The organism is Streptomyces sp. NPDC007907, from assembly GCF_042959365.1.
In the GTDB taxonomy this organism is placed as follows: Bacteria; Actinomycetota; Actinomycetes; order Streptomycetales; family Streptomycetaceae; genus Streptomyces; species Streptomyces indiaensis.
Window position 1 is genome coordinate 266540 of the sequence record NZ_JBIBKR010000002.1, and the last position, 17807, is coordinate 284346.

At 72.7% G+C, this 17807-nt stretch carries 17 protein-coding genes and 1 pseudogene; 9 read left to right on the plus strand and 9 right to left on the minus strand.

Annotated features, from left to right (window positions below):
• Positions 1-51 precede the first annotated feature (51 nt).
• Entirely contained in the window at positions 52-1158 is a 1107-nt protein-coding gene (locus tag ACFZDI_RS07180) for an alpha/beta hydrolase-fold protein (RefSeq protein ID WP_391248375.1), read from the minus strand.
• Between the two features lie 93 nt (positions 1159-1251).
• On the opposite strand from ACFZDI_RS07180, the gene ACFZDI_RS07185 reads away from it, so the two are divergent.
• Genes ACFZDI_RS07185 through ACFZDI_RS07195 form a run of 3 tightly spaced genes read left to right on the plus strand, consistent with a single transcriptional unit; the run spans position 1252 to position 3602 of the window.
• Positions 1252-1464, plus strand: coding sequence for an MbtH family protein (locus ACFZDI_RS07185; protein WP_234847656.1), 213 nt, complete (start codon positions 1252-1254; stop codon positions 1462-1464).
• 7 nt (positions 1465-1471) lie between these two features.
• Positions 1472-3046 (plus strand): amidohydrolase family protein, encoded by a 1575-nt coding sequence (locus ACFZDI_RS07190; protein ID WP_391248377.1) that lies wholly within the window; start codon positions 1472-1474, stop codon positions 3044-3046.
• A gap of 31 nt (positions 3047-3077) precedes the next feature.
• Positions 3078-3602, plus strand: a complete 525-nt coding sequence (locus ACFZDI_RS07195) for a GNAT family N-acetyltransferase (protein ID WP_391248379.1) — start codon at positions 3078-3080, stop codon at positions 3600-3602.
• On the opposite strand, the gene argB is transcribed toward ACFZDI_RS07195, so the two are convergent.
• From argB to ACFZDI_RS07210, 3 genes and pseudogenes are all read right to left on the minus strand, one after another.
• A complete protein-coding gene (gene argB, locus ACFZDI_RS07200; protein ID WP_391249477.1) occupies positions 3589-4377 on the minus strand; it encodes an acetylglutamate kinase in 789 nt (262 codons plus the stop codon). The two genes, ACFZDI_RS07195 and argB, sit on opposite strands and share 14 nt — an antisense overlap.
• 305 nt (positions 4378-4682) lie before the next feature.
• A pseudogene (locus tag ACFZDI_RS07205) lies at positions 4683-4808 on the minus strand (CGNR zinc finger domain-containing protein); the annotation flags it as partial.
• A 61-nt stretch (positions 4809-4869) separates the two neighbouring features.
• Positions 4870-6225 (minus strand): M20/M25/M40 family metallo-hydrolase, encoded by a 1356-nt coding sequence (locus tag ACFZDI_RS07210; protein WP_391248381.1) that lies wholly within the window; start codon positions 6223-6225, stop codon positions 4870-4872.
• 190 nt (positions 6226-6415) lie between these two features.
• Here ACFZDI_RS07210 and ACFZDI_RS07215 point away from each other — a divergent pair, with 190 nt between their 5' ends.
• Entirely contained in the window at positions 6416-7657 is a 1242-nt protein-coding gene (locus tag ACFZDI_RS07215; protein ID WP_391248383.1) for a geranylgeranyl reductase family protein, read from the plus strand.
• A 52-nt stretch (positions 7658-7709) separates the two neighbouring features.
• On the opposite strand, the gene ACFZDI_RS07220 is transcribed toward ACFZDI_RS07215, so the two are convergent.
• The gene (locus ACFZDI_RS07220; protein WP_361115435.1) at positions 7710-8159 is read right to left on the minus strand and encodes a nitroreductase family deazaflavin-dependent oxidoreductase; all 450 of its coding nucleotides are present in this window, start codon (positions 8157-8159) and stop codon (positions 7710-7712) included.
• Positions 8160-8328: 169 nt separating this feature from the next.
• Here ACFZDI_RS07220 and ACFZDI_RS07225 point away from each other — a divergent pair, with 169 nt between their 5' ends.
• The 3 genes from ACFZDI_RS07225 (at position 8329) to ACFZDI_RS07235 (ending at position 11097) form a co-directional block, all read left to right on the plus strand.
• Positions 8329-9021, plus strand: a complete 693-nt coding sequence (locus ACFZDI_RS07225) for a TetR/AcrR family transcriptional regulator (RefSeq protein ID WP_234847650.1) — start codon at positions 8329-8331, stop codon at positions 9019-9021.
• Positions 9022-9190: 169 nt separating this feature from the next.
• Complete coding sequence (locus tag ACFZDI_RS07230) at positions 9191-10435, plus strand: histidine kinase (protein ID WP_391248386.1); 1245 nt, start codon at positions 9191-9193, stop codon at positions 10433-10435.
• Entirely contained in the window at positions 10432-11097 is a 666-nt protein-coding gene (locus tag ACFZDI_RS07235; RefSeq protein WP_391248388.1) for a response regulator, read from the plus strand. The genes ACFZDI_RS07230 and ACFZDI_RS07235 overlap by 4 nt, the downstream gene beginning before the upstream one ends.
• 127 nt (positions 11098-11224) lie before the next feature.
• Here the strand turns inward: ACFZDI_RS07235 and ACFZDI_RS07240 are convergent, their stop codons facing one another.
• A complete protein-coding gene (locus ACFZDI_RS07240) occupies positions 11225-12712 on the minus strand; it encodes an MFS transporter (RefSeq protein WP_391248389.1) in 1488 nt (495 codons plus the stop codon).
• A gap of 86 nt (positions 12713-12798) precedes the next feature.
• On the opposite strand from ACFZDI_RS07240, the gene ACFZDI_RS07245 reads away from it, so the two are divergent.
• Positions 12799-13194 (plus strand): MarR family transcriptional regulator, encoded by a 396-nt coding sequence (locus ACFZDI_RS07245; protein ID WP_391248391.1) that lies wholly within the window; start codon positions 12799-12801, stop codon positions 13192-13194.
• 33 nt (positions 13195-13227) lie between these two features.
• Here ACFZDI_RS07245 and ACFZDI_RS07250 read toward each other — a convergent pair whose 3' ends face one another.
• The 3 genes from ACFZDI_RS07250 to ACFZDI_RS07260 form a co-directional block, all read right to left on the minus strand.
• Positions 13228-13956, minus strand: a complete 729-nt coding sequence (locus ACFZDI_RS07250; protein ID WP_391248393.1) for a maleylpyruvate isomerase family mycothiol-dependent enzyme — start codon at positions 13954-13956, stop codon at positions 13228-13230.
• A 66-nt stretch (positions 13957-14022) separates the two neighbouring features.
• Entirely contained in the window at positions 14023-14901 is an 879-nt protein-coding gene (locus ACFZDI_RS07255; protein ID WP_234847644.1) for an SDR family oxidoreductase, read from the minus strand.
• A 101-nt stretch (positions 14902-15002) separates the two neighbouring features.
• Positions 15003-16184, minus strand: coding sequence for an MFS transporter (locus ACFZDI_RS07260; RefSeq protein ID WP_391248395.1), 1182 nt, complete (start codon positions 16182-16184; stop codon positions 15003-15005).
• Positions 16185-16326: 142 nt separating this feature from the next.
• On the opposite strand from ACFZDI_RS07260, the gene ACFZDI_RS07265 reads away from it, so the two are divergent.
• On the plus strand, positions 16327-17805 hold the full coding sequence (locus ACFZDI_RS07265; RefSeq protein WP_391248397.1) for a glutamate--cysteine ligase: 1479 nt from the start codon (positions 16327-16329) through the stop codon (positions 17803-17805).
• Positions 17806-17807 lie beyond the last annotated feature (2 nt).

Sequence of the window (17807 nt, forward strand, 5' to 3'; positions counted from 1 at the left end):
CCTCAGGGGCGCGGGGAACGGCGCGACCAGCCCCCGCGCACCCCCACCCGCCTACGAACCGAGGGCCCAGCCGACATCCCTGAGCAGCGCATGACGCCACCCCGCCCGGTCATGCCCCGACGCGGACCGGGACACCCGCACGGTCGCGCCCGACTGCTCGGCCAAGCTCTCCACCAGGCCGCAGTGGGGCAGCATCCGCGTCTCGTGTTCCCCCACGTCGAACGCGACGCGCAACCCCGACAGATCAGCACCCTCCCGCAGCCGGCCGGCGATCGCCCCGCCGACCGGCCCACCCAGCGGATCGGACGACTTCACAGCATCCGGCGTCCACCAGAACGACCCCGACTGACACGCCACCCGCGACACCAGACCGGGAAACTGAAGCGCCGCGTACACCGCACTCAGCCCCCCGAGACTCTGCCCGGCGACCACCAGCCGCTCCGGGTCGGCCGGCACCCCCGACTCCGCCACCAACGGCAGCAGTTCGTCGCGCACGGCCTCCCACAGTTCGGGCCGGCACGTGAACTCGGCGGCCCGGTCCTTCGCCGGCAGGAACACCAGCGTGACCGGCGGCATCTCGCCCGCAGCCACGGCCGAGTCGAACGCGGTCACGGCCGGATGCAGATACAGCCAGTCGTCCCCGTCGAGCAGCAGCACCACCGGCCCGCCACCCCCCGCCGGATGGATCCGCACCGTACGCCGCCCACCCAGCCGCTCGCTCGCCCAGCGGATCCGCGCACGCGGCACGGGCAGCACCGCATCGGCTGCGACGAGGGGCCAGTGCGGCTGCTCCGGGGCGTCCGGGGTCGCCGCGACGGACCGGTCACCACCCGCGCCGTCCGGGTTGAACGGGTCGGCGTGGCATCCCTCTCCCGCCACGAACCGGTACGTCACCCGCAGCCGCGCGGGCAGGCGCACCTCGGCGTACCAGCAGTCCGAGCCGGCCCAGCGTCGCAGGGGCACCGGCTCCGACCAGCTCTCGAACTCGATCGTGACCGGCGACGGGCCGCGCCACAGGAACAGCGTCCGCCAGCCGCCTTCACCGTCCGGCACCGACGCGGGCGCTCCCACCCCGGCCCAGAACCCGTCCGTGCCGGGCGTCCCGGACAACCCGAACCCGGTGAACACGTCCTCCCTGCCGGCCGCGGCCACGTGCATGAACGTCTCCTTGTGAGAGGGAAGGGCCAAAGGCTAGGCTCCGTCAATTAGGCGAGCCTAACCTAATCTTGGCCCTCCGAGGAGGCAGTACGCATGAGCACCAACCCCTTCGACGACAACGAAGGCCGTTTCCTGGTCCTGGTGAACGACGAGGACCAGCACTCCCTCTGGCCGGCCTTCGCCGAGGTACCCGGGGGCTGGACGGTCGCCTTCGCCGAGAACACCCGCGAGGCCTGCCTGGAGTACGTCGAGACCCACTGGACGGACCTGCGCCCCCGGTCCCTGGCCACCGCCCAGGACGCCTGATCCGCCGATGCTGTGCACCAGGCTGACCAACGCCCGTTTCCTCACCATGGATCCGGACCATCCGGTCGCGCATGACCTGGGCATCCGGCAGGGGAGGATCGCGGGCCTCGACGAGGCCGTGACCTCCCTGCCCGCCCGGGAGGTCGTCGATCTCCAGGGCGCCACGGTGCTGCCGGGGTTCATCGACGCCCATGTCCACCTCGCCTGGACGGGGTTCAAGCAGAACACCCCGAGCATCGCCGGCCTCACCCGCGTCGACGACGCACTCGCGGTCGTGGCCGAGGCCGTCGCCCGCACCCGCGCACCGGGCGACTGGGTGAGCGTCGCCGGGTACGATCAGCGGGCGCTGGGCCGCCATCTGACCGCCGCCGACCTGGACCGGGTCGGTGACGGACGCAAGCTCTACCTGCTCCACGACTCCGGGCACGGCTGCGTGGTCAACACCGCGGTGCTGGAACTGCTGCCCGCCGGCACCCCGCACGAGAACGGCTTCCTCGCCGAGCGGGCCATGGGCGCCGCCCGCGCCCTGCGTCTTCCGTACTCCCAGGAGGACCTGGCCGCGGCCATCGGCCGCGCGGCCCGCACCTGTCTCGCCGAGGGCGTCACCGCCTGCGCCGAGGCGGGCATCGGCGGCACCCTCTTCGGCCACAGCCCCGTCGAACTCGGCGCCTACCAACTCGCTCGCGACAAGGACCTGTTGCCGCTGCGCGTTCAGCTCATGGTGTCGGCGGACCGGCTGCGCCCGGTCACCGCGCACGAGTCCGACGGTATCCCGCGCGCCCTCGACCTCGGGCTGCGCACCGGGCTCGGCGACGACCGGCTCAGCGTGGGCGCGCTGAAGATCTGGACCGACGGCGGCATGATGGCCCGTACGGCCGCACTCACCAGCCCCTACGAAGGGCTCGACCACGCCGGGCAGTTGCAGGAGGACCCGGAGGCCCTCACGGAGCTGATCGTGGACGGCCACCTGGCCGGCTGGCAGCTCGCCGTGCACGCGATCGGCGACCGCGCGGCCGACGTCACCCTGGACGCGATCGAGCGCGCCCAGCGTCTGCGGCCCCGCCCCGAGGCACGCCACCGCATCGAACACGCCGGGCTGATCCGCCCCGATCAGCTGCCGCGCCTCGCACGACTCGGCGTCAGCGCGGTCGTCCAGCCCTCTTTTCTGCGGTACTTCGGCGACGACTACGCCTCGGTCATGGGCGCGGAGAGGGCGCCCTGGATGTACCGGGGCAGGGCCTTCCTGGATCACGGCATCCCCCTGGTCGGCAGCTCCGACCGGCCGGTCGCCGACGGATCGCCCCTGCGCGCCGTCCAGTTCATGGTCGAACGCGCCTCCGTCTCCGGACAGCTCATCGGCCCCGACGAGGCCGTCACCGTCGAGCAGGCACTGCACGCGTACACCGTGGCCGGCGCCCACGCCTGCCACTGGGAGGACCGTCTGGGCAGTCTCACCCCGGGCAAGCTCGCCGACCTGGTCGTCCTGGCCGACGACCCCCGGCGCGTCGGCACCTCGCGCATCGGCGACATCGAGGTCGTGGAGACGTACGTGGACGGCCGCCCGGTCCGTCCGCGCGGCTGATCCCGGTCCGCCACCTGAGGGAAGGAACCCCTTGTCCACGGCCACGCCGCGCCCCGCCACGCTGCCGCACGCCCTCCTCACGCCGGCACCCCCCGTGCGCACCGCCCGTCCGGACGAGGCCGCCGCCCTGGCCGCCCTGTCCCGTCCCTTCGTCCGCTCGGGCGCGCTGCGCGACCGCCCCGTCTCCCTCTACACCGCCCGAGCTGCCGACTTCCTGGTGCTCGAAGCCGCGGACGGCACCCTCGACGGCTGCGTGGGCCTGCGTGCGTACCCCGGCGACGCGGGACGCGAAGCCTGCGAACGCCCGGGCGTCGTCTACAACTTCTGCGTGGCGGCGCACCGGCAGGGGAGCGGGGCGGGAGCGAGCCTCTTACGCGCCGTACTGGCCACGGCACGGGCCCACTCGCTCGACGCCCTGTTCACGGCGACCACCGGCAGCGCCGGACTGTTCCACCGCCACGGATTCACACACACGACGACCCGTCAGGCGCCGCGCATCTGGGCGGACTCCCTTGATCCGCGGCGGGACGCGCAGGTCCTGATCAGGACGTGGTGACCAGATCGGGCACCACCGTGGTGCCCGTGCCCGTGCCCGTCCCGGTGAGCACACTGCGCAGCACCGCGTGCGGCACACGCCCGTCCACCACGTGCGCCGCGCGCACCCCGCCGCGGACGGCCCGCAGACAGCCCTCCATCTTCGGCACCATCCCGCCGGCCAGTCCCGGCAGCAGGCCGTCCAGGTCACAGGCCGTCAGACGCCCGATCACCTCGGTGCTGCGCGGCCAGTCCGCGTACAGGCCCGCCACGTCGGTGAGCATCACCAGCCGCTCGGCGCCGAGGGCCACGGCGAGGGCGGCGGCCGCCAGGTCGGCGTTCACGTTGTAGACCTGACCGTCCGTGCCGCGTGCGACAGGGGAGACGACGGGGATGTGCCCCTGCTCCACCAGGGCGCGCACCATGGCCGGGTTGACGTCCACCACGTCACCGACCAGACCGATGTCGACCGTGCGCCCGTCGACCCGGGCCGTGCGCCGTACGGCGGTCATCGTGTGCGCGTCCTCCCCGGTCAGACCCACCGCGTAGGGACCGTGGGCGTTGATGTGACCGACCAGCTCCCGTTGGACCCGACCCGTCAGCACCATGCGCACCACGTCCATGGTCTCGGGCGTGGTCACGCGCAGCCCCGCCTCGAAGCGGCTCTCCAGCCCGAGCCGGTCCAGCATCGCGCTGATCTGCGGCCCGCCGCCGTGCACGACGACCGGGCGCAGCCCCGCGTGCCACAGCTCCACGACGTCCCGCGCGAAGGCCGGTTGGAGATCCGCGTCCACCATGGCGTTGCCGCCGAACTTGACGACGACCACCCGGCCCCGCGGCTCCCGGGGCGAGGGAAGTGCCGGGGTGGACGGTTCCCCTTCTCGGGGGGCGGTCACGGTCACGCGGTCACTCCCTTTCACGGCGGTGCCGGGCAGGCCCGGGCCAGGAGGCTCAATTTAGCTTTGCCTAACCTCAGTTGGAGGTGAGGGCGGGATCTTGGCGCAAAAGCTCTGCTTGTCTTCTCACCGCGGCCCGAGCGTGCATCGTGGAGCGCACGGCTCGCGCGGATCGCTCCCGGCCCTCGACCGCCGTCAGCCGCCGACTACGGTGCCGACCCGGCGCTCTGGTGCTTGTCGGCGTAGCGCGCCTTCTTCTGGCGGTTCCCGCACGTGTTCATGTCGCACCACTTGCGGGTCCGGCTCTGGCTGGTGTCAGGGGGAGCAGCTCGACGACATCCGCAGGAAAGGCCCCCGTCCGGGGACGAGGGCCTTCTGCTGGGGACAGAGCGGTCAGCTCGCGGCGTAGTTGCGCAGGAACAGGGCCTCCGCCACCGACAGCCGCTCCAGTTCCTCCGGGGACACGCTCTCGTTCACCGCGTGGATCTGCGCCTCCGGCTCGCTCAGCCCGATGAGCAGGATCTCCGCACGCGGGTAGAGGGCGGCCAGCGTGTTGCACAGCGGGATGGAGCCGCCCTGCCCTGCGTACTGCATCTCCTGGCCCGGGTAGGCCACGGCCATCGCGGCCGCCATGGCCTGGTACGCCGGGCTGGTGGTGTCGGCGCGGAACGCCTGGCCCTGGCCGATCTGCTCGGTGCTCACCCGCGCGCCCCACGGCGTGTGCGACTCCAGGTGCGCCTGGAGCAGCTTGGTCGCCTCGCCGGCGTCCACGCCCGGCGGCACCCGCAGACTGATCAGCGCACGGGCACTGGCCTGCACCGACGAAGTGGCGCCGACCACGGGCGGGCAGTCGATGCCGAGGACCGTGACGGCGGGGCGCGCCCAGATGCGGTCGGCGACCGTCCCGGACCCGATCAGCCCGACACCGTCCAGCACCTTGGCGTCCTGCCGGAACTGCTCCTCGTCGTACTGCAGCCCTTCCCAGCCCGCGTCGGCCGAGAGCCCGTCGACGGTCGTCGAGCCGTCCTCGGCGCGCAGCGAGTCCAGCACGCGGATCAGCGCGGCCAGCGCGTCGGGCGCGGCACCGCCGAACTGGCCCGAGTGCAGGTTGCCGGCGAGCGTGTCGACCTGGAGGCGCAGCATGGTCATGCCGCGCAGGGTGGAGGTGACGGTCGGCAGGCCGACGCGGAAGTTGCCCGCGTCGCCGATGACGATCGTGTCCGCCTCCAGCAGCCCGGGGTGCTCCTCCGCGTACCGCTCCAGGCCGCCGGTGCCCATCTCCTCCGAGCCCTCGGCGATCACCTTCACGTGGACGGGCACGCCGCCGTTCGCCTTCAGCGCGCGCAGCGCCAGCAGGTGCATGACCACGCCGCCCTTGCAGTCGGCGGCCCCGCGCCCGTACCAGCGCCCGTCCCGCTCGGTCAGCTCGAAGGGCGGGGTCGTCCAGCCGGCCTCGTCCAGCGGCGGCTGCACGTCGTAGTGGGCGTAGAGCAGGACGGTCTTCGCGCCCTCGGGGCCGGGCAGGTAGCCGTAGACCGACTGTGTGCCGTCGGGGGTGTCCAGCAGGGCCACGTCCTCGAAGCCCTCGGCGGTGAGCGCGTCGGCGACCCAGCGGGCGGCACCCTCGCTCTCGCTCCGCGGGAACTGGTCGAAGTCCGCCACCGACCGGAAGGCCACCAGTTCGGTGAGCTCCTCCTTCGCCCTGGGCATCAGCGAGGCGACGGTCTCGGCGACCGGATTCGACGACATGGGCACGCTCCTCGTGGGTGCGACGTTGTCAGGATGCGTACCTTTCGGTACGCGTGATCGTGTGGCGCGGGCGCGTCCCCTTGTAGGGGTCACCCACACCGCCGATCCTCCCACAGCGGCCTGCGGTGACCGCCGCCGTAGGATGCGGGAGACAGCGGCAGGCGGCTTTGATCGGGAGCAACGGACCATCGTGAGCAGCGAGAACACTTCGGCGGACGACGTGCGGCAGGTGTGGGACGTCGTCGTGGTGGGCGCGGGACCCGCGGGCGCTTCGGCCGCGTACGCGGCGGCGGTGGCCGGCAGACGCGTGCTCTTGCTGGAGAAGGCGGAGCTGCCGCGGTACAAGACGTGCGGCGGTGGCATCATCGGCCCCTCGCGCGACGCCCTGCCGCCCGGCTTCGAGCTGCCGCTCAGGGACCGGGTGCGCGCGGTGACGTTCTCCAACAACGGCCGCTTCACGCGCACACGCCGCTCCCGGCAGATGCTCTTCGGGCTGATCAACCGGCCCGAGTTCGACCAGCAGCTGGTCGAGCACGCCCAGAAGGCCGGCGCCGAGCTGCGGACGGGCGTCACGGTCCAGCGGGTCGAGCAGCACGGCTCGGCGGTGCCGGACCGGCGCACGGTCGCCGTGGTCCTGCAGGACGGCGAGGTCGTGCTGGCGCGGGCCGTCGTCGGGGCGGACGGCAGCGCCAGCCGCATAGGGGCGCACGTCGGAGTCAAGCTGGACCAGGTCGATCTCGGTCTGGAGGCGGAGATCCCGGTGCCGGAGACCGTCGCGGAGGACTGGAAGGGCCGGGTGCTCATCGAGTGGGGCCCCCTGCCCGGCAGTTACGGCTGGGTCTTCCCCAAGGGCGACACCCTGACGGTCGGAGTGATCTCGGCCCGGGGCGAAGGCGCCGCGACGAAGCGGTACTTGGAGGAGTTCATCGGCCGTCTGGGCCTTGCCGGGTTCGAGCCGAGCATCTCCTCGGGCCACCTGACGCGCTGCCGCGCCGACGACTCCCCGCTCTCGCGCGGACGGGTGCTGGTGTGCGGTGACGCGGCGGGACTGTTGGAGCCGTGGACCCGTGAGGGCATCTCCTTCGCGCTGCGCTCGGGCCGGCTCGCGGGGGAGTGGGCGGTGCGCATCGCCGAGGCGCACGACGCCGTGGACACGCGTCGGCAGGCTCTCAACTACGCGTTCGCGGTCAAGGCCGGCCTCGGGGTGGAGATGAGCGTCGGCAAGCGGCTGCTGACGGTGTTCGAGCGCCGCCCCGGGGTGTTCCACGCGGCGCTGACGGGTTTCCGCCCGGCGTGGAGGGCGTTCAAGGAGATCACACAGGGCTCGACGTCACTGGGCGAGATCGTCCGCACCTACCCGGTGGCCCAGCGGGTCCTCGCCGCGCTGGACCGCCGTCCGGCCACCGGTGGTGAGGCCGGCCCGGCGGAGTGACCGGCCGCTCGCCCCTTTCTGCGATCGGCCCTTCACCGTGGTCGGTGTGTGGTCACCCCTTCGTCGTGATCTCGAAGACCGGGTGGTCGGGTGCGATGCGGCGCAGCTCGTCGTCCGGGGAGCCGGGGCCGACGCCGTCGAAGAAGACCCCCACCTCCGCCTTCCAGCGCTTGAGGTAGGCGCGCAGGATCGGGGTCTTGTCGTCGTCGCCCACCTCGGCCGCGGTGAAGGCGTCCACCCGCTTGCCGAGGTGCAGTTCGCCGCCGCCCGCGGCGCGCATGTTGTGCGTCCACTGCACATGGCCGCGGGGGGCGACCAGGTACTGCCTGCCGTCCAGGGTGAGCAGATTGACCGGCGTGGTGCGCCACTGGCCGCTCTTGCGGCCGCGGACGGCGAGGACGCGGGAGCCCCAGACGCTGACGCCACGGCGGGTCAGCCAGGCCACGAAGCGATTGAGGACGTTGACGGTGAACCAGCCGGGCTTCCGGACGTGCGTCGACATGGGGGCCCCTCGTCTGTTGCGACACGGTGCTCTCTTTTGTGAGCACTGCTCTCGCTTGCTGCTGTCAGTGTGCATGAGGTGGAACCGCCCATGCAAGAGCACTGCTCTCTTTTTTGTTCACTGCTCTTCTTTGTGTGCACTGCTCCGCTTCCGTGGGAGACTCCCCGTCATGAGCACCGCACACGGCGCCCGTGCCCGGGCCAGGATCGAAGTCACCGCGGCCATCAAGGACGAGGCCCGCAGACAGCTCGCGGCGGAGGGCGCCGCCCGGCTCTCCCTACGGGCCGTCGCCCGCGAGCTCGGCATGGTCTCCTCCGCGCTGTACCGCTATTTCCCCAGCCGTGACGACCTGCTGACCGCACTCATCATCGACGCCTACGACTCCCTGGGCGAGAGCGCGGAGGCCGCCCACCAGGCGTCGGCCGACCCCTACGCACGCTGGATCGCGGTCTGCGCGGCGGTGCGGGGCTGGGCGCTGGACCACCCGCACGAGTACGCGCTGATCTACGGATCGCCCGTCCCCGGCTACACGGCCCCCGACACCACCGTCCCGCCCGCCGCCCGCGTCGGCCTCCTGCTCATCGGCATCGCGCGCGACGCCCACGAGGGTCAGGGGCTCGACCGGCCCGCACTGCCGGCCGACCTCCGCCCGGAGGCCGAACGGATGGCCGCCGACCTCGCTCCCGACCTCCCGCCGGAGACCGTGACGGCACTCGTCGCGGCCTGGGCCCAGCTGTACGGACTGGTCGGCTTCGAGCTGTTCGGCCAGTTCAACCGGGTGGTGGAGGACCGGGAGGGGTTCTTCCGGCACGCTGCGGGGCAACTGGCCGAGGGGGTGGGGCTGATGCCCGGGTCCGTATGAGGCGGTCGCACCCGCTCGGCCGCTCGGACCCATCGGAACCTGCGGAGGACGCAGATGGGGCGAGGCCCGGGGCCACCGGCCCGGCGGACGGTCGTACTTCCCGGGGAGTACGCGTGATCACCGCGCCGGGGCGACGCGGCCGCGGGAGTGCGGCGTCTAGCGTGGCCGTATGGACGAGCAGCGTGCGCGGGGAGGCCCGCCGCAGTGGTGGCGGCACGGGCCCGCGGGGCGGGACCGGTGGGAGGGGCGTGAGCCGCGGTGGCCCTGGCGGTCCACGGTCCTCGTGACCGTGTTCGTCCTGGTGGGCTCCAACGTCGCCGCCCACGGGCAGCAGGGCGAGCGGGCGGAGCTGGATCCCTTCGCGCGGGTGCTGCTGGTGGTGGCCTGCGGGGCGCTGCTGTGGCGGAAGCGGCATCCGGTGGCCGTGGTGTTCGGGACAGCGGCCGCCGTCATGGTCTACCTGGGGGCCGGGTATCCCTACGGGCCGGTGCTGTTCACCGTCGCCCTGGCCTGCTTCAGCGCCATCGTCGCCGGGCACCGCCGGGCGGCCTGGGCCGCGATGGGCATGCTCTGGGCGGGGCACGTCCTGGTGGCGCACTGGCTCTTCCGATGGCTGCCGCCGCCCGGGGACTCCGCCGTCTCCTGGGGCGAGGAGATCGTGGTCGCCACCTGGGTGGTGGCCGTCGCGGCGGTGTCGGAGCTGTTCCGCGTCCGGCGCGAGCAGTGGGCCCGGGAGCGGGCCGAGCGGGCCGAGGCCGCACGACGGCGGGCCGACGAGGAGCGGCTGCGCATCGCACGGGAGCTGCACGACGTCATCGCGCACAGCATCTCCGTCATCAACGTGCAGGCGGGAGTCGGCCTCACCCTGCTCGACACCGACCCCGAACAGGCCCGCAGCGCTCTCACCACGATCAAGGACCAGAGCAAGGAGGCGCTCGGCGAGGTGCGGCAGGTGCTCGACACCCTGCGCGCCCCCGGCGCCGCGCCGCGCGCCCCAGCGCCCGGACTCGACCGGCTGCCCGAACTGGTCGAGCAGGCCGCGAGCGCGGGCCTCACGGTGGACGTCGAGGGGAAGCCGCCGCGCCTCGCCCCCGGCGCGGACCTGGCCGCCTTCCGGATCGTTCAGGAGGCCCTCACCAACGTCGTGCGGCACTCGGGTTCGCGGCACGCGCGTGTGCACCTCACGCACGAGGGGGACCTGCTCCGGCTGCGGGTCGACGACGACGGACCGGCGACCGGCGCCGACGCGGGCGGCAGCGGCAACGGGCTCGCCGGGATGCGGGAGCGGGCCGCCGCTCTGGGGGGCACCATCGAGGCGGGCACCCGACCGGACGGCGGGTTCCGGGTGCTCGCCGTACTGCCGCTGGCGGCGTCCGACGGCCCGTCCGGCCGGCCGACCCAGGAGGACCGGTGATCCGCGTACTGCTCGCCGACGACCAGTCACTGGTGAGGGCGGGATTCCGGGCGCTGCTCGACGCGCAGCCCGACATCGAGGTGGCCGCGGAGGCCGCCGACGGTGCGGAGGCCGTGCGCCGGATCGGCGAACTACGGCCCGATGTCGTCCTGATGGACATCCGCATGCCCGTCCTCGACGGCCTCGCCGCGACCCGGCAGATCACCGACGATCCCGGCCTGCGGGACGTCAGGGTCGTCATGCTCACCACCTTCGAGCTCGACGAGTACGTCTTCGAGGCGCTCCGCTCCGGCGCCTCCGGCTTCCTGGTCAAGGACACCGAGCCGGAGGAACTCCTGCGCGCCGTGCGGGCGGTGGTCGCGGGCGACGCGCTGCTGTCACCGGGCGTGACGCGGCGGCTGATCTCCGAGTTCGCCATCCGCTCCAAGGAACCCGCAGCGGCCGGCGCGCTGGGCCGGCTCACCGAGCGGGAGCGGGAGGTGATGGCGCTGGTGGGGATGGGTCTGTCCAACGAGGAGATCGCCCGGCGCCTGGTCGTCAGCCCGCTCACCGCCAAGACGCACGTCAGCCGCACGATGGTGAAGCTCGGCGCCCGCGACCGCGCCCAACTGGTCGTGCTCGCCTACGAGTCGGGGCTGGTAAGGCCGGGCTGGCTGGGCTGACGGCGTCCCGTTCGGCCTGAGTGAGCCGTCCGCCGTGATCGGGTCATACGGCGAGTCGGACAGGGGTGCGCCCGGCGGGCAAGGCAGCCCGCCGGGCGCACTCTGGGAGGCGGTACCCCCGCTCGCGCTAGTCGCGCACGGCGACGCGCTCCGCCTCCTCGGGGATGGACCTGGCGACGACGACGGACGGTCCCGCGGACTTCCTCCCGCGGCGGGGCCGCAGGCCGGTGAGGGTGATCAGCAGGCCGGCGACGGCGATGCCCGTGGCGACCATGAACCCGGGCCGGTAGCTGTCCAGGACGGCCTGCGGAGTGGGGTCCGAGGGGGCGCCGGCGGTCACCACGGCCGTGACGACGGCCAGGAAGATCGCGCCGCCGACCTGGACGGAGGTGTTGAGCAGGCCGGAGACCATGCCCTGCTCGTGGTCGTCGACGCCGTTGGTGGCCTGGATGTTGAGTGACGGGAAGACCAGAGCGCAGGCGGCGCCGATCAGCAGCATGCTCGGCAGGATCACCGCGGCGTACACCGGGTCCAGGTCGACGCGCAGGAACAGCGCGTAGCCGAGGACCATGAGCGCGAAACCCCCCGCGATCAGCCGCTGGGTGCCGAACCGGTCGACGATCGCGCCCACCATCGTCGACGACACCGCCACCAGCGCGCCCGCGGGCAGGAAGGCGAGCGCCGTGTGCAGCGCCGACCAGCCCAGCAGCGACTGCATGTAGAGCGTCGCCAGGAACTGGAAGCCGACATACGAGCCGAAGAAGGCCATCGCGCCGAGCTGGGCGCGGATCTGGCTGCCGGAGCGCAGCACGCCGAGCCGGATCAACGGACCCGCCGAGCGCCGCTCCACCAGGACGAACACCGTCAGCAGCGCGGCCACCGCGAGGAAGGACAGCAGGGTGCGGGCCGACGCCCAGCCGACCTCCGGTGCCTGGACGACGGTGAAGACCAGCAGCAGCATCGAGGCGGTGCCGAGGACGGCGCCGGGGACGTCGTAGCCGTTGTGGTCCTTCTCCCGTTCGCTGCGCGGCAGCAGCTTCAAGCCGGCGACGAGCGCGATCAGGGCGATGGGGGCGGGCAGCAGCATGGTCAGGCGCCAACTGGCCTCGGTGAGCAGGCCCGAGAGCACCAGGCCCATCGAGAAGCCGGTGGCCGCGCAGGTGGTGTAGATGGAGAGCGCGCGGTTGCGCAGCGGGCCCTCGGGGAACGTCGTGGTGATGATCGACAGGCCGGCGGGTGCCGTGAAGGCCGCGCTCAGGCCCTTGATGAAGCGGCTGGCGATGAGCAGGGGCCCCGAGTCGACGAGGCCGCCGAGCAGTGAGGCGAGCGCGAAGACGGCAAGGGCCGCCAGGAACACCTGGCGCCGGCCCAGCAGGTCGGCGGTGCGCCCGCCGAGCAGCAGCAGACCGCCGTAGCCCAGGATGTAGCCGCTGACGATCCATTGCAGCGCCGAGGTCGACAGGCCGAGGTCGGCGCCGATGGACGGCAGGGCGACGCCGACCATGGACACATCCAGGGCGTCCAGGAACATCGCGGCGCAGAGCACGAGCAGGGTGCCCCAGAGCCGTGGCGTCCAACGCCCCTCGGACGTGGGGGAGATGAGCGGAGAGGTCATGCCGAAGACACTACATGTGCATGCATGAGATGCAAACGCATTTAATTCAGGTGCAACAATCTCGGTTCTCTGTTACCGTGCGCGTCATGGCGGCTCAGCAGGCCGAGCAGGCGCTCGTGACACGGTGGCGGGACATCCTGGCGCTGCACGCGCGCACCCAGTGCGAAATCGACCGCGCGCTGCACGGCCACGGCCTGTGCGCCAGCGACTTCGAGGTGCTCGACGTCCTCGCCGGGTGCCGGACACCGAAGGGCACGCCGTCCTACCGCGTGCAGGAGATCTCCGAGCGGGTGCATCTGAGCCAGAGCGCGCTGTCGCGGCTGATCGCCCGGCTGGAGAAGGAGGGACTCGTCGAGCGCGGCATCTGCTCCGAGGACCGGCGCGGCGTGAAGGTCTGCCTCACGGCGAAGGGGCGCGCGCTGCACGGCGAGGTGCTCCCCGTGCAGCGCGCGGTACTGGCCAGGATGCTCACCGACGGCTGACCGCCGCCGGTGGGCGCTCCCGTCGGTGGCCGCTCAGATCGCGGACGCCTCCCGCCACAGCGTGGCGAGCGCCCGGTCGCCCGTGGCGGCCGGCAGCGGGGCCCGGTTCCAGAGCGCGAGGTACAACTGCTCCGCCGGTGCGGACAGTTCGCACGCGGCCTCGCCGGACGCGTCCCGCGTCGTCACGGGCGGCTCCGGCGACAGCCGTACCGTCCACACCGCGCCGGTGTCCTCCGTACGGATCCGCAGGACACGCGGCTCCGGGGTGCGGACCCGGCTCCTGGATCGGGCGTGGAAGCCCCGCAGCAGCTCGTCGATGCCGTCGGTCGCGAACTCCGGGGTGACGCCCGTCGGGGCACCGCCGCGCGCGGACTCCGCATCCACCCGGTGCACCGCCGTCTCGTGCGCCTGCCGCCGCGCCCAGAAGGCCAGCGGGGAGGGTGCGGGCAGGAAGGTGAAGCACTCCACGTCGGGCGAGGCGCCGGCCAGGGTGCCGACGAGATCCCGGTGGCTGTCGCGGTACCAGGCCAGGAGCTCCGCACCGTCGAGCTCGGTGGGTTCGGCCAGCGGGCGCCGTTCGGTGAGCTGCTCCGCGACGTAGGCGGCGGCCCAGCGGTGCACCGCGCCGGTGTGCCGCAGCAGGTCGCGCACCTGCCACTCGGGGCACGTCGGCACCTTGGCGTCGGTCCCGGCCTCCTCGGCTGCCGCGGCCAGCAGCCTGCCTTCCGTCTCCAGTGTCTGAAGGAACTCGGCGGTCTCCATGGCGCCGAGTCTGCCGCATGAAGCGCTCTCCGAGTCCGGGGATTTCCGGAGGCCGGCCCGCCGTGCCTACGGAAGCGGCGTCCCGCCGGTCGCGTTGACGATCTCGGCGGTGATGTACGACGCCTCCTGCGAGGCGAGGAAGACGTACGCCGGAGCCATCTCGGCCGGCTGTGCGGGCCGTCCGATGGGGGCCTGCTTGCCGAACGACTGCGTGTCCGGCAGGGTCGCCGGGATCAGCGGCGTCCAGACCGGGCCCGGCGCGACCGCGTTGACCCGGATGCCCTTCTCGATCAGCATCTGCGCGAGCCCCTGCGTGAAGGTGACGATCGCGCCCTTCGTCGTCGCGTAGTCCAGCAGGTGCGGACTGGGCTTGTACGCCTGCACCGACGTGGAGTTGATGATGCTGCCGCCTTCCGGGATGTGCGGCAGCGCCATCTTGCACAGCCAGAACAGGCCGTAGAGGTTGGTGCGCAGCACCCGGTCGAACTGCTCGGTGGTGATCGCCTCGATGCCGTCCGGCTGGGACATCTGGTACGCGGCGTTGTTCACCAGCACGTCGATCCGGCCGAACTCGTCCACGGCGCGCTCGATCAGCGCCCGGCAGTTCTCCTCCTCGCGTACGTCGCACGATACGGGCACGGCGCGGCGGCCCGCCTCCTCGACGAGCCGGGCCGTCTCGGCGGCGTCGTCCTTCTCGGCATCCAGATGGGTGAACAGCACGTCCGCGCCCTCGCGCGCGAACGCCAGGGCGACCGCGCGGCCGATACCGGAGTCCCCACCGGTGATCACGGCCTTGCGGCCCTCCAGCCTGCCACTGCCCCGGTAGGACTCCTCACCATGGTCCGGGGGCGGGTCCATCGGGCCCGTCCAGCCGGGGTGCGGCTGGTCCTGGGAGGGAAACTCCGGGGTCGGGTGCTGCTCGCCGGGGTGCTGCTGTTCGGTCACGGGTCTGCCTCCTTGTACCTGGCGTACGGCCCCGTGCTGCCACGGGCGCCCGCCACGGGTACCCAGGATCACCGGCATCCCCCCTGGCAGCCGCCCCTCTCTCAGCCCCCGGCCGCCCGCCGGGCGGCCATGCCCACCAGCGCACCGACGACCGCGGCCACCGCCGCCAGCACCGCCACACTGGTCAGGGCGGCCGGCAGCGTGAACCAGTCCGCCATGAAGCCGATCGCGGGCGGGCCGAGGAGCATGCCCCCGTAGCCCAGGGTGGAGGCCGTGGCGACGCCGCCCGGGCCGGCCAGGGCGCCCGCGCGTTCCACCGCCACCGGGAACAGGTTCGCGAGGCCGAGGCCCGTGATCGCGTAGCCCAGGAAGGCCGCCCAGAGGGAGGGGGCGAGGGAGCCGAGCAGCATTCCGGCCGCGGCGGTCGTGCCGCCGGCGACGACGGTCCGGGTCCGCCCCAGACGTTCCAGGAGCGTCGTGCCGGTCAGCCGCCCCGCCGTCATGGCCAGGGCGAAGCAGGAGTAGCCCACGGCCGCGGCACCCGCCGAGGCGTGCAGATCCTGTTCGAGGTGCAGGGCGCCCCAGTCGGCCAGCGCCCCCTCGCCGTAGGCGGTGCAGCCCGCGATGACGCCGAAGACGATCACCAGGGCCCGGGTGCGGCGGTCCGGGCGGCGCGCGGTGCCCTCGGCGGGCCGGTCCCGTTGCGGGGGGAGCGGCGGCTCGTGCCGCAGGAGGGTGGGGCCCGCCGCGGCGGTCACGAGCAGACCGACGGCCGTGAGCAGCAGCAGGTGCCGCGTGGGTGAGAGGGCCCCCGCGAGCAGCCCGCCCAGTCCGGCTCCGACCATGCCGCCGAGACTGAACGCCGCGTGGAAGCTCGGCATGACCGGCCGCCGCAGTGCGGCCACGAGCTCCACGGCCGCGCTGTTGAAGGCCACGTTGATCCCGCCGTAGGCGGCCCCGAAGAGCAGCAGGACCAGGCCCAGTGCGAGCGCCGAGTGGGTCAGCGGAGGCAGGGCGACGCTGAGCGAGAGCAGGACCGCGCAGACGACGGTCACCCGGTGGTTGCCGTAGCGGCGGCACAGCCGGCCCGTGAGGGTCATCGTGACGACGGCCCCGGCGGAGACGCCCAGCAGGGCGAGCCCCAGGGCGCTTGCGGAGGCGCCGGTCTGCGCCTTGATGGCGGGGATGCGCACGACCCAGCCGGCGAAGACGAAGCCGTCGAGGGCGAAGAAGACGGTGAGGGCGATCCGGAGCGGGGTCCAGGAGCTGCTGTGGCCCGGCACGTCCTTGTGCGTTCGGGCTTTGTTTATTTGCGGCACAAAGTCAGGCTAGGTGGGTGCGGGGTGGAGGACAAGGTGCGACTCTGGGACGAGACCCCGTCCGCAGAGGAGCGGGCGTATCCGCTGAAGGAGCGCAGGAGGGCGCATGGGACGTGACGTGCCGGCCCTGGTGTTCACCCGGGAGGACCGCCGTCGGTACCGGGAGAAGATGCACACCGATCTCGAGGTGCTCGCCCGGATGCTCCGCGAGTCGGGGTTCGAGAGCGAGCGCCCGCAGGTCGGGCTGGAGATCGAGCTCAACCTCGTCGACGACTCCGGGCTGCCCGCGATGCGCAACACCGACGTGCTCCAGGCGATCGCCGACCCCGCCTGGTCGAGCGAGCTGGGCCGCTTCAACCTGGAGATCAACATCCCGCCCCGGCTGCTGACGGCAGGCGGCCCCGGCTCCTGGGAGCAGGCGATCCGGGACGCCCTCAACCACGCCGAGGACCGCGCCGCGGCGGTGGGGGCGCACCTGATCATGGTCGGCATCCTGCCGACCCTGGGCGAGTCGGACGTCAGCGGGTCCGCGCTCTCCGGCGACCCGAGGTACCGCCTCCTCAACGAGCAGATCTTCGCGGCGCGCGGTGAGGACCTGCGGATCAAGGTCGACGGGGTGGAGCGCCTGTCGACGTACGCCGACACCATCACCCCGGAGGCGGCCTGCACCAGCACCCAGTTCCACCTCCAGGTCGCCCCCAGGGAGTTCCCGCACTACTGGAACGCAGCCCAGGCCATCGCGGGCGTGCAGATCGCCCTCGCGGCGAACTCCCCTTTCCTGTTCGGCAAGGAACTGTGGCGCGAGACGCGCATCCCTTTGTTCGAACAGGCCACCGACACCCGTCCCGAGGAGATCAAGGCCCAGGGTGTACGGCCCCGGGTGTGGTTCGGGGAGCGCTGGATCACCAGCGTCTTCGACCTCTTCGAGGAGAACGTGCGCTACTTCCCGGCCCTGCTGCCGCTGTGCGAGGACGAGGATCCGCAGCGGGAGCTGGACAGCGGCGGGGTGCCCCAGCTGGGCGAACTGACCCTGCACAACGGCACGATCTACCGCTGGAACCGCCCCATCTACGCCGTCACCGAGAGCGGCCCGCACCTGCGCATCGAGAACCGGGTGCTGCCCGCCGGCCCCACCGTCGCGGACATCATCGCCAACGGCGCCTTCTACTACGGCCTGACCCGCGCCCTGGTCGACGAGGACCGGCCGGTGTGGACGCGGATGTCCTTCTCGGTCGCCGAGGAGAACCTGCACACCGCGGCCCGGGACGGCATCGACGCCCGGCTGTACTGGCCCGGTGTGGGAGAGGTGCCGGTCACCGAACTGGTGTTGCGGCGGCTGCTGCCCCTGGCCCACCGGGGCCTCGAGCTGACCGGCATGGACGCCGCGTGGCGCGAGCCCCTGCTGGGCATCATCGAGCAGCGCTGCGTCACCGGCCGCAACGGCGCCCTGTGGCAGGCGGAGACGGTGCACCACCTGGAGAAGGCCGGCATCTCCGACCGGCGTGAGGCGCTGCGGCAGATGACCAGGACGTACATGGACTACATGCACATGAACGCTCCCGCGCACACCTGGCCCGTGGACTGACG

Bases quoted from the DNA above. Each gene is read 5' to 3' on its own strand.
- ACFZDI_RS07180 (WP_391248375.1), bottom strand. From the start codon at position 1,158: ATGCACGTGGCCGCGGCCGGCAGGGAGGACGTGTTCACCGGGTTCGGG.
- ACFZDI_RS07185 (WP_234847656.1), top strand. From the start codon at position 1,252: ATGAGCACCAACCCCTTCGACGACAACGAAGGCCGTTTCCTGGTCCTG.
- ACFZDI_RS07190 (WP_391248377.1), top strand. From the start codon at position 1,472: ATGCTGTGCACCAGGCTGACCAACGCCCGTTTCCTCACCATGGATCCG.
- argB (WP_391249477.1), bottom strand. From the start codon at position 4,377: ATGGTGGACGCGGATCTCCAACCGGCCTTCGCGCGGGACGTCGTGGAG.
- ACFZDI_RS07210 (WP_391248381.1), bottom strand. From the start codon at position 6,225: ATGTCGTCGAATCCGGTCGCCGAGACCGTCGCCTCGCTGATGCCCAGG.
- ACFZDI_RS07220 (WP_361115435.1), bottom strand. From the start codon at position 8,159: ATGTCGACGCACGTCCGGAAGCCCGGCTGGTTCACCGTCAACGTCCTC.
- ACFZDI_RS07225 (WP_234847650.1), top strand. From the start codon at position 8,329: ATGAGCACCGCACACGGCGCCCGTGCCCGGGCCAGGATCGAAGTCACC.
- ACFZDI_RS07230 (WP_391248386.1), top strand. From the start codon at position 9,191: ATGGACGAGCAGCGTGCGCGGGGAGGCCCGCCGCAGTGGTGGCGGCAC.
- ACFZDI_RS07240 (WP_391248389.1), bottom strand. From the start codon at position 12,712: ATGACCTCTCCGCTCATCTCCCCCACGTCCGAGGGGCGTTGGACGCCA.
- ACFZDI_RS07245 (WP_391248391.1), top strand. From the start codon at position 12,799: ATGGCGGCTCAGCAGGCCGAGCAGGCGCTCGTGACACGGTGGCGGGAC.
- ACFZDI_RS07250 (WP_391248393.1), bottom strand. From the start codon at position 13,956: ATGGAGACCGCCGAGTTCCTTCAGACACTGGAGACGGAAGGCAGGCTG.
- ACFZDI_RS07265 (WP_391248397.1), top strand. From the start codon at position 16,327: ATGGGACGTGACGTGCCGGCCCTGGTGTTCACCCGGGAGGACCGCCGT.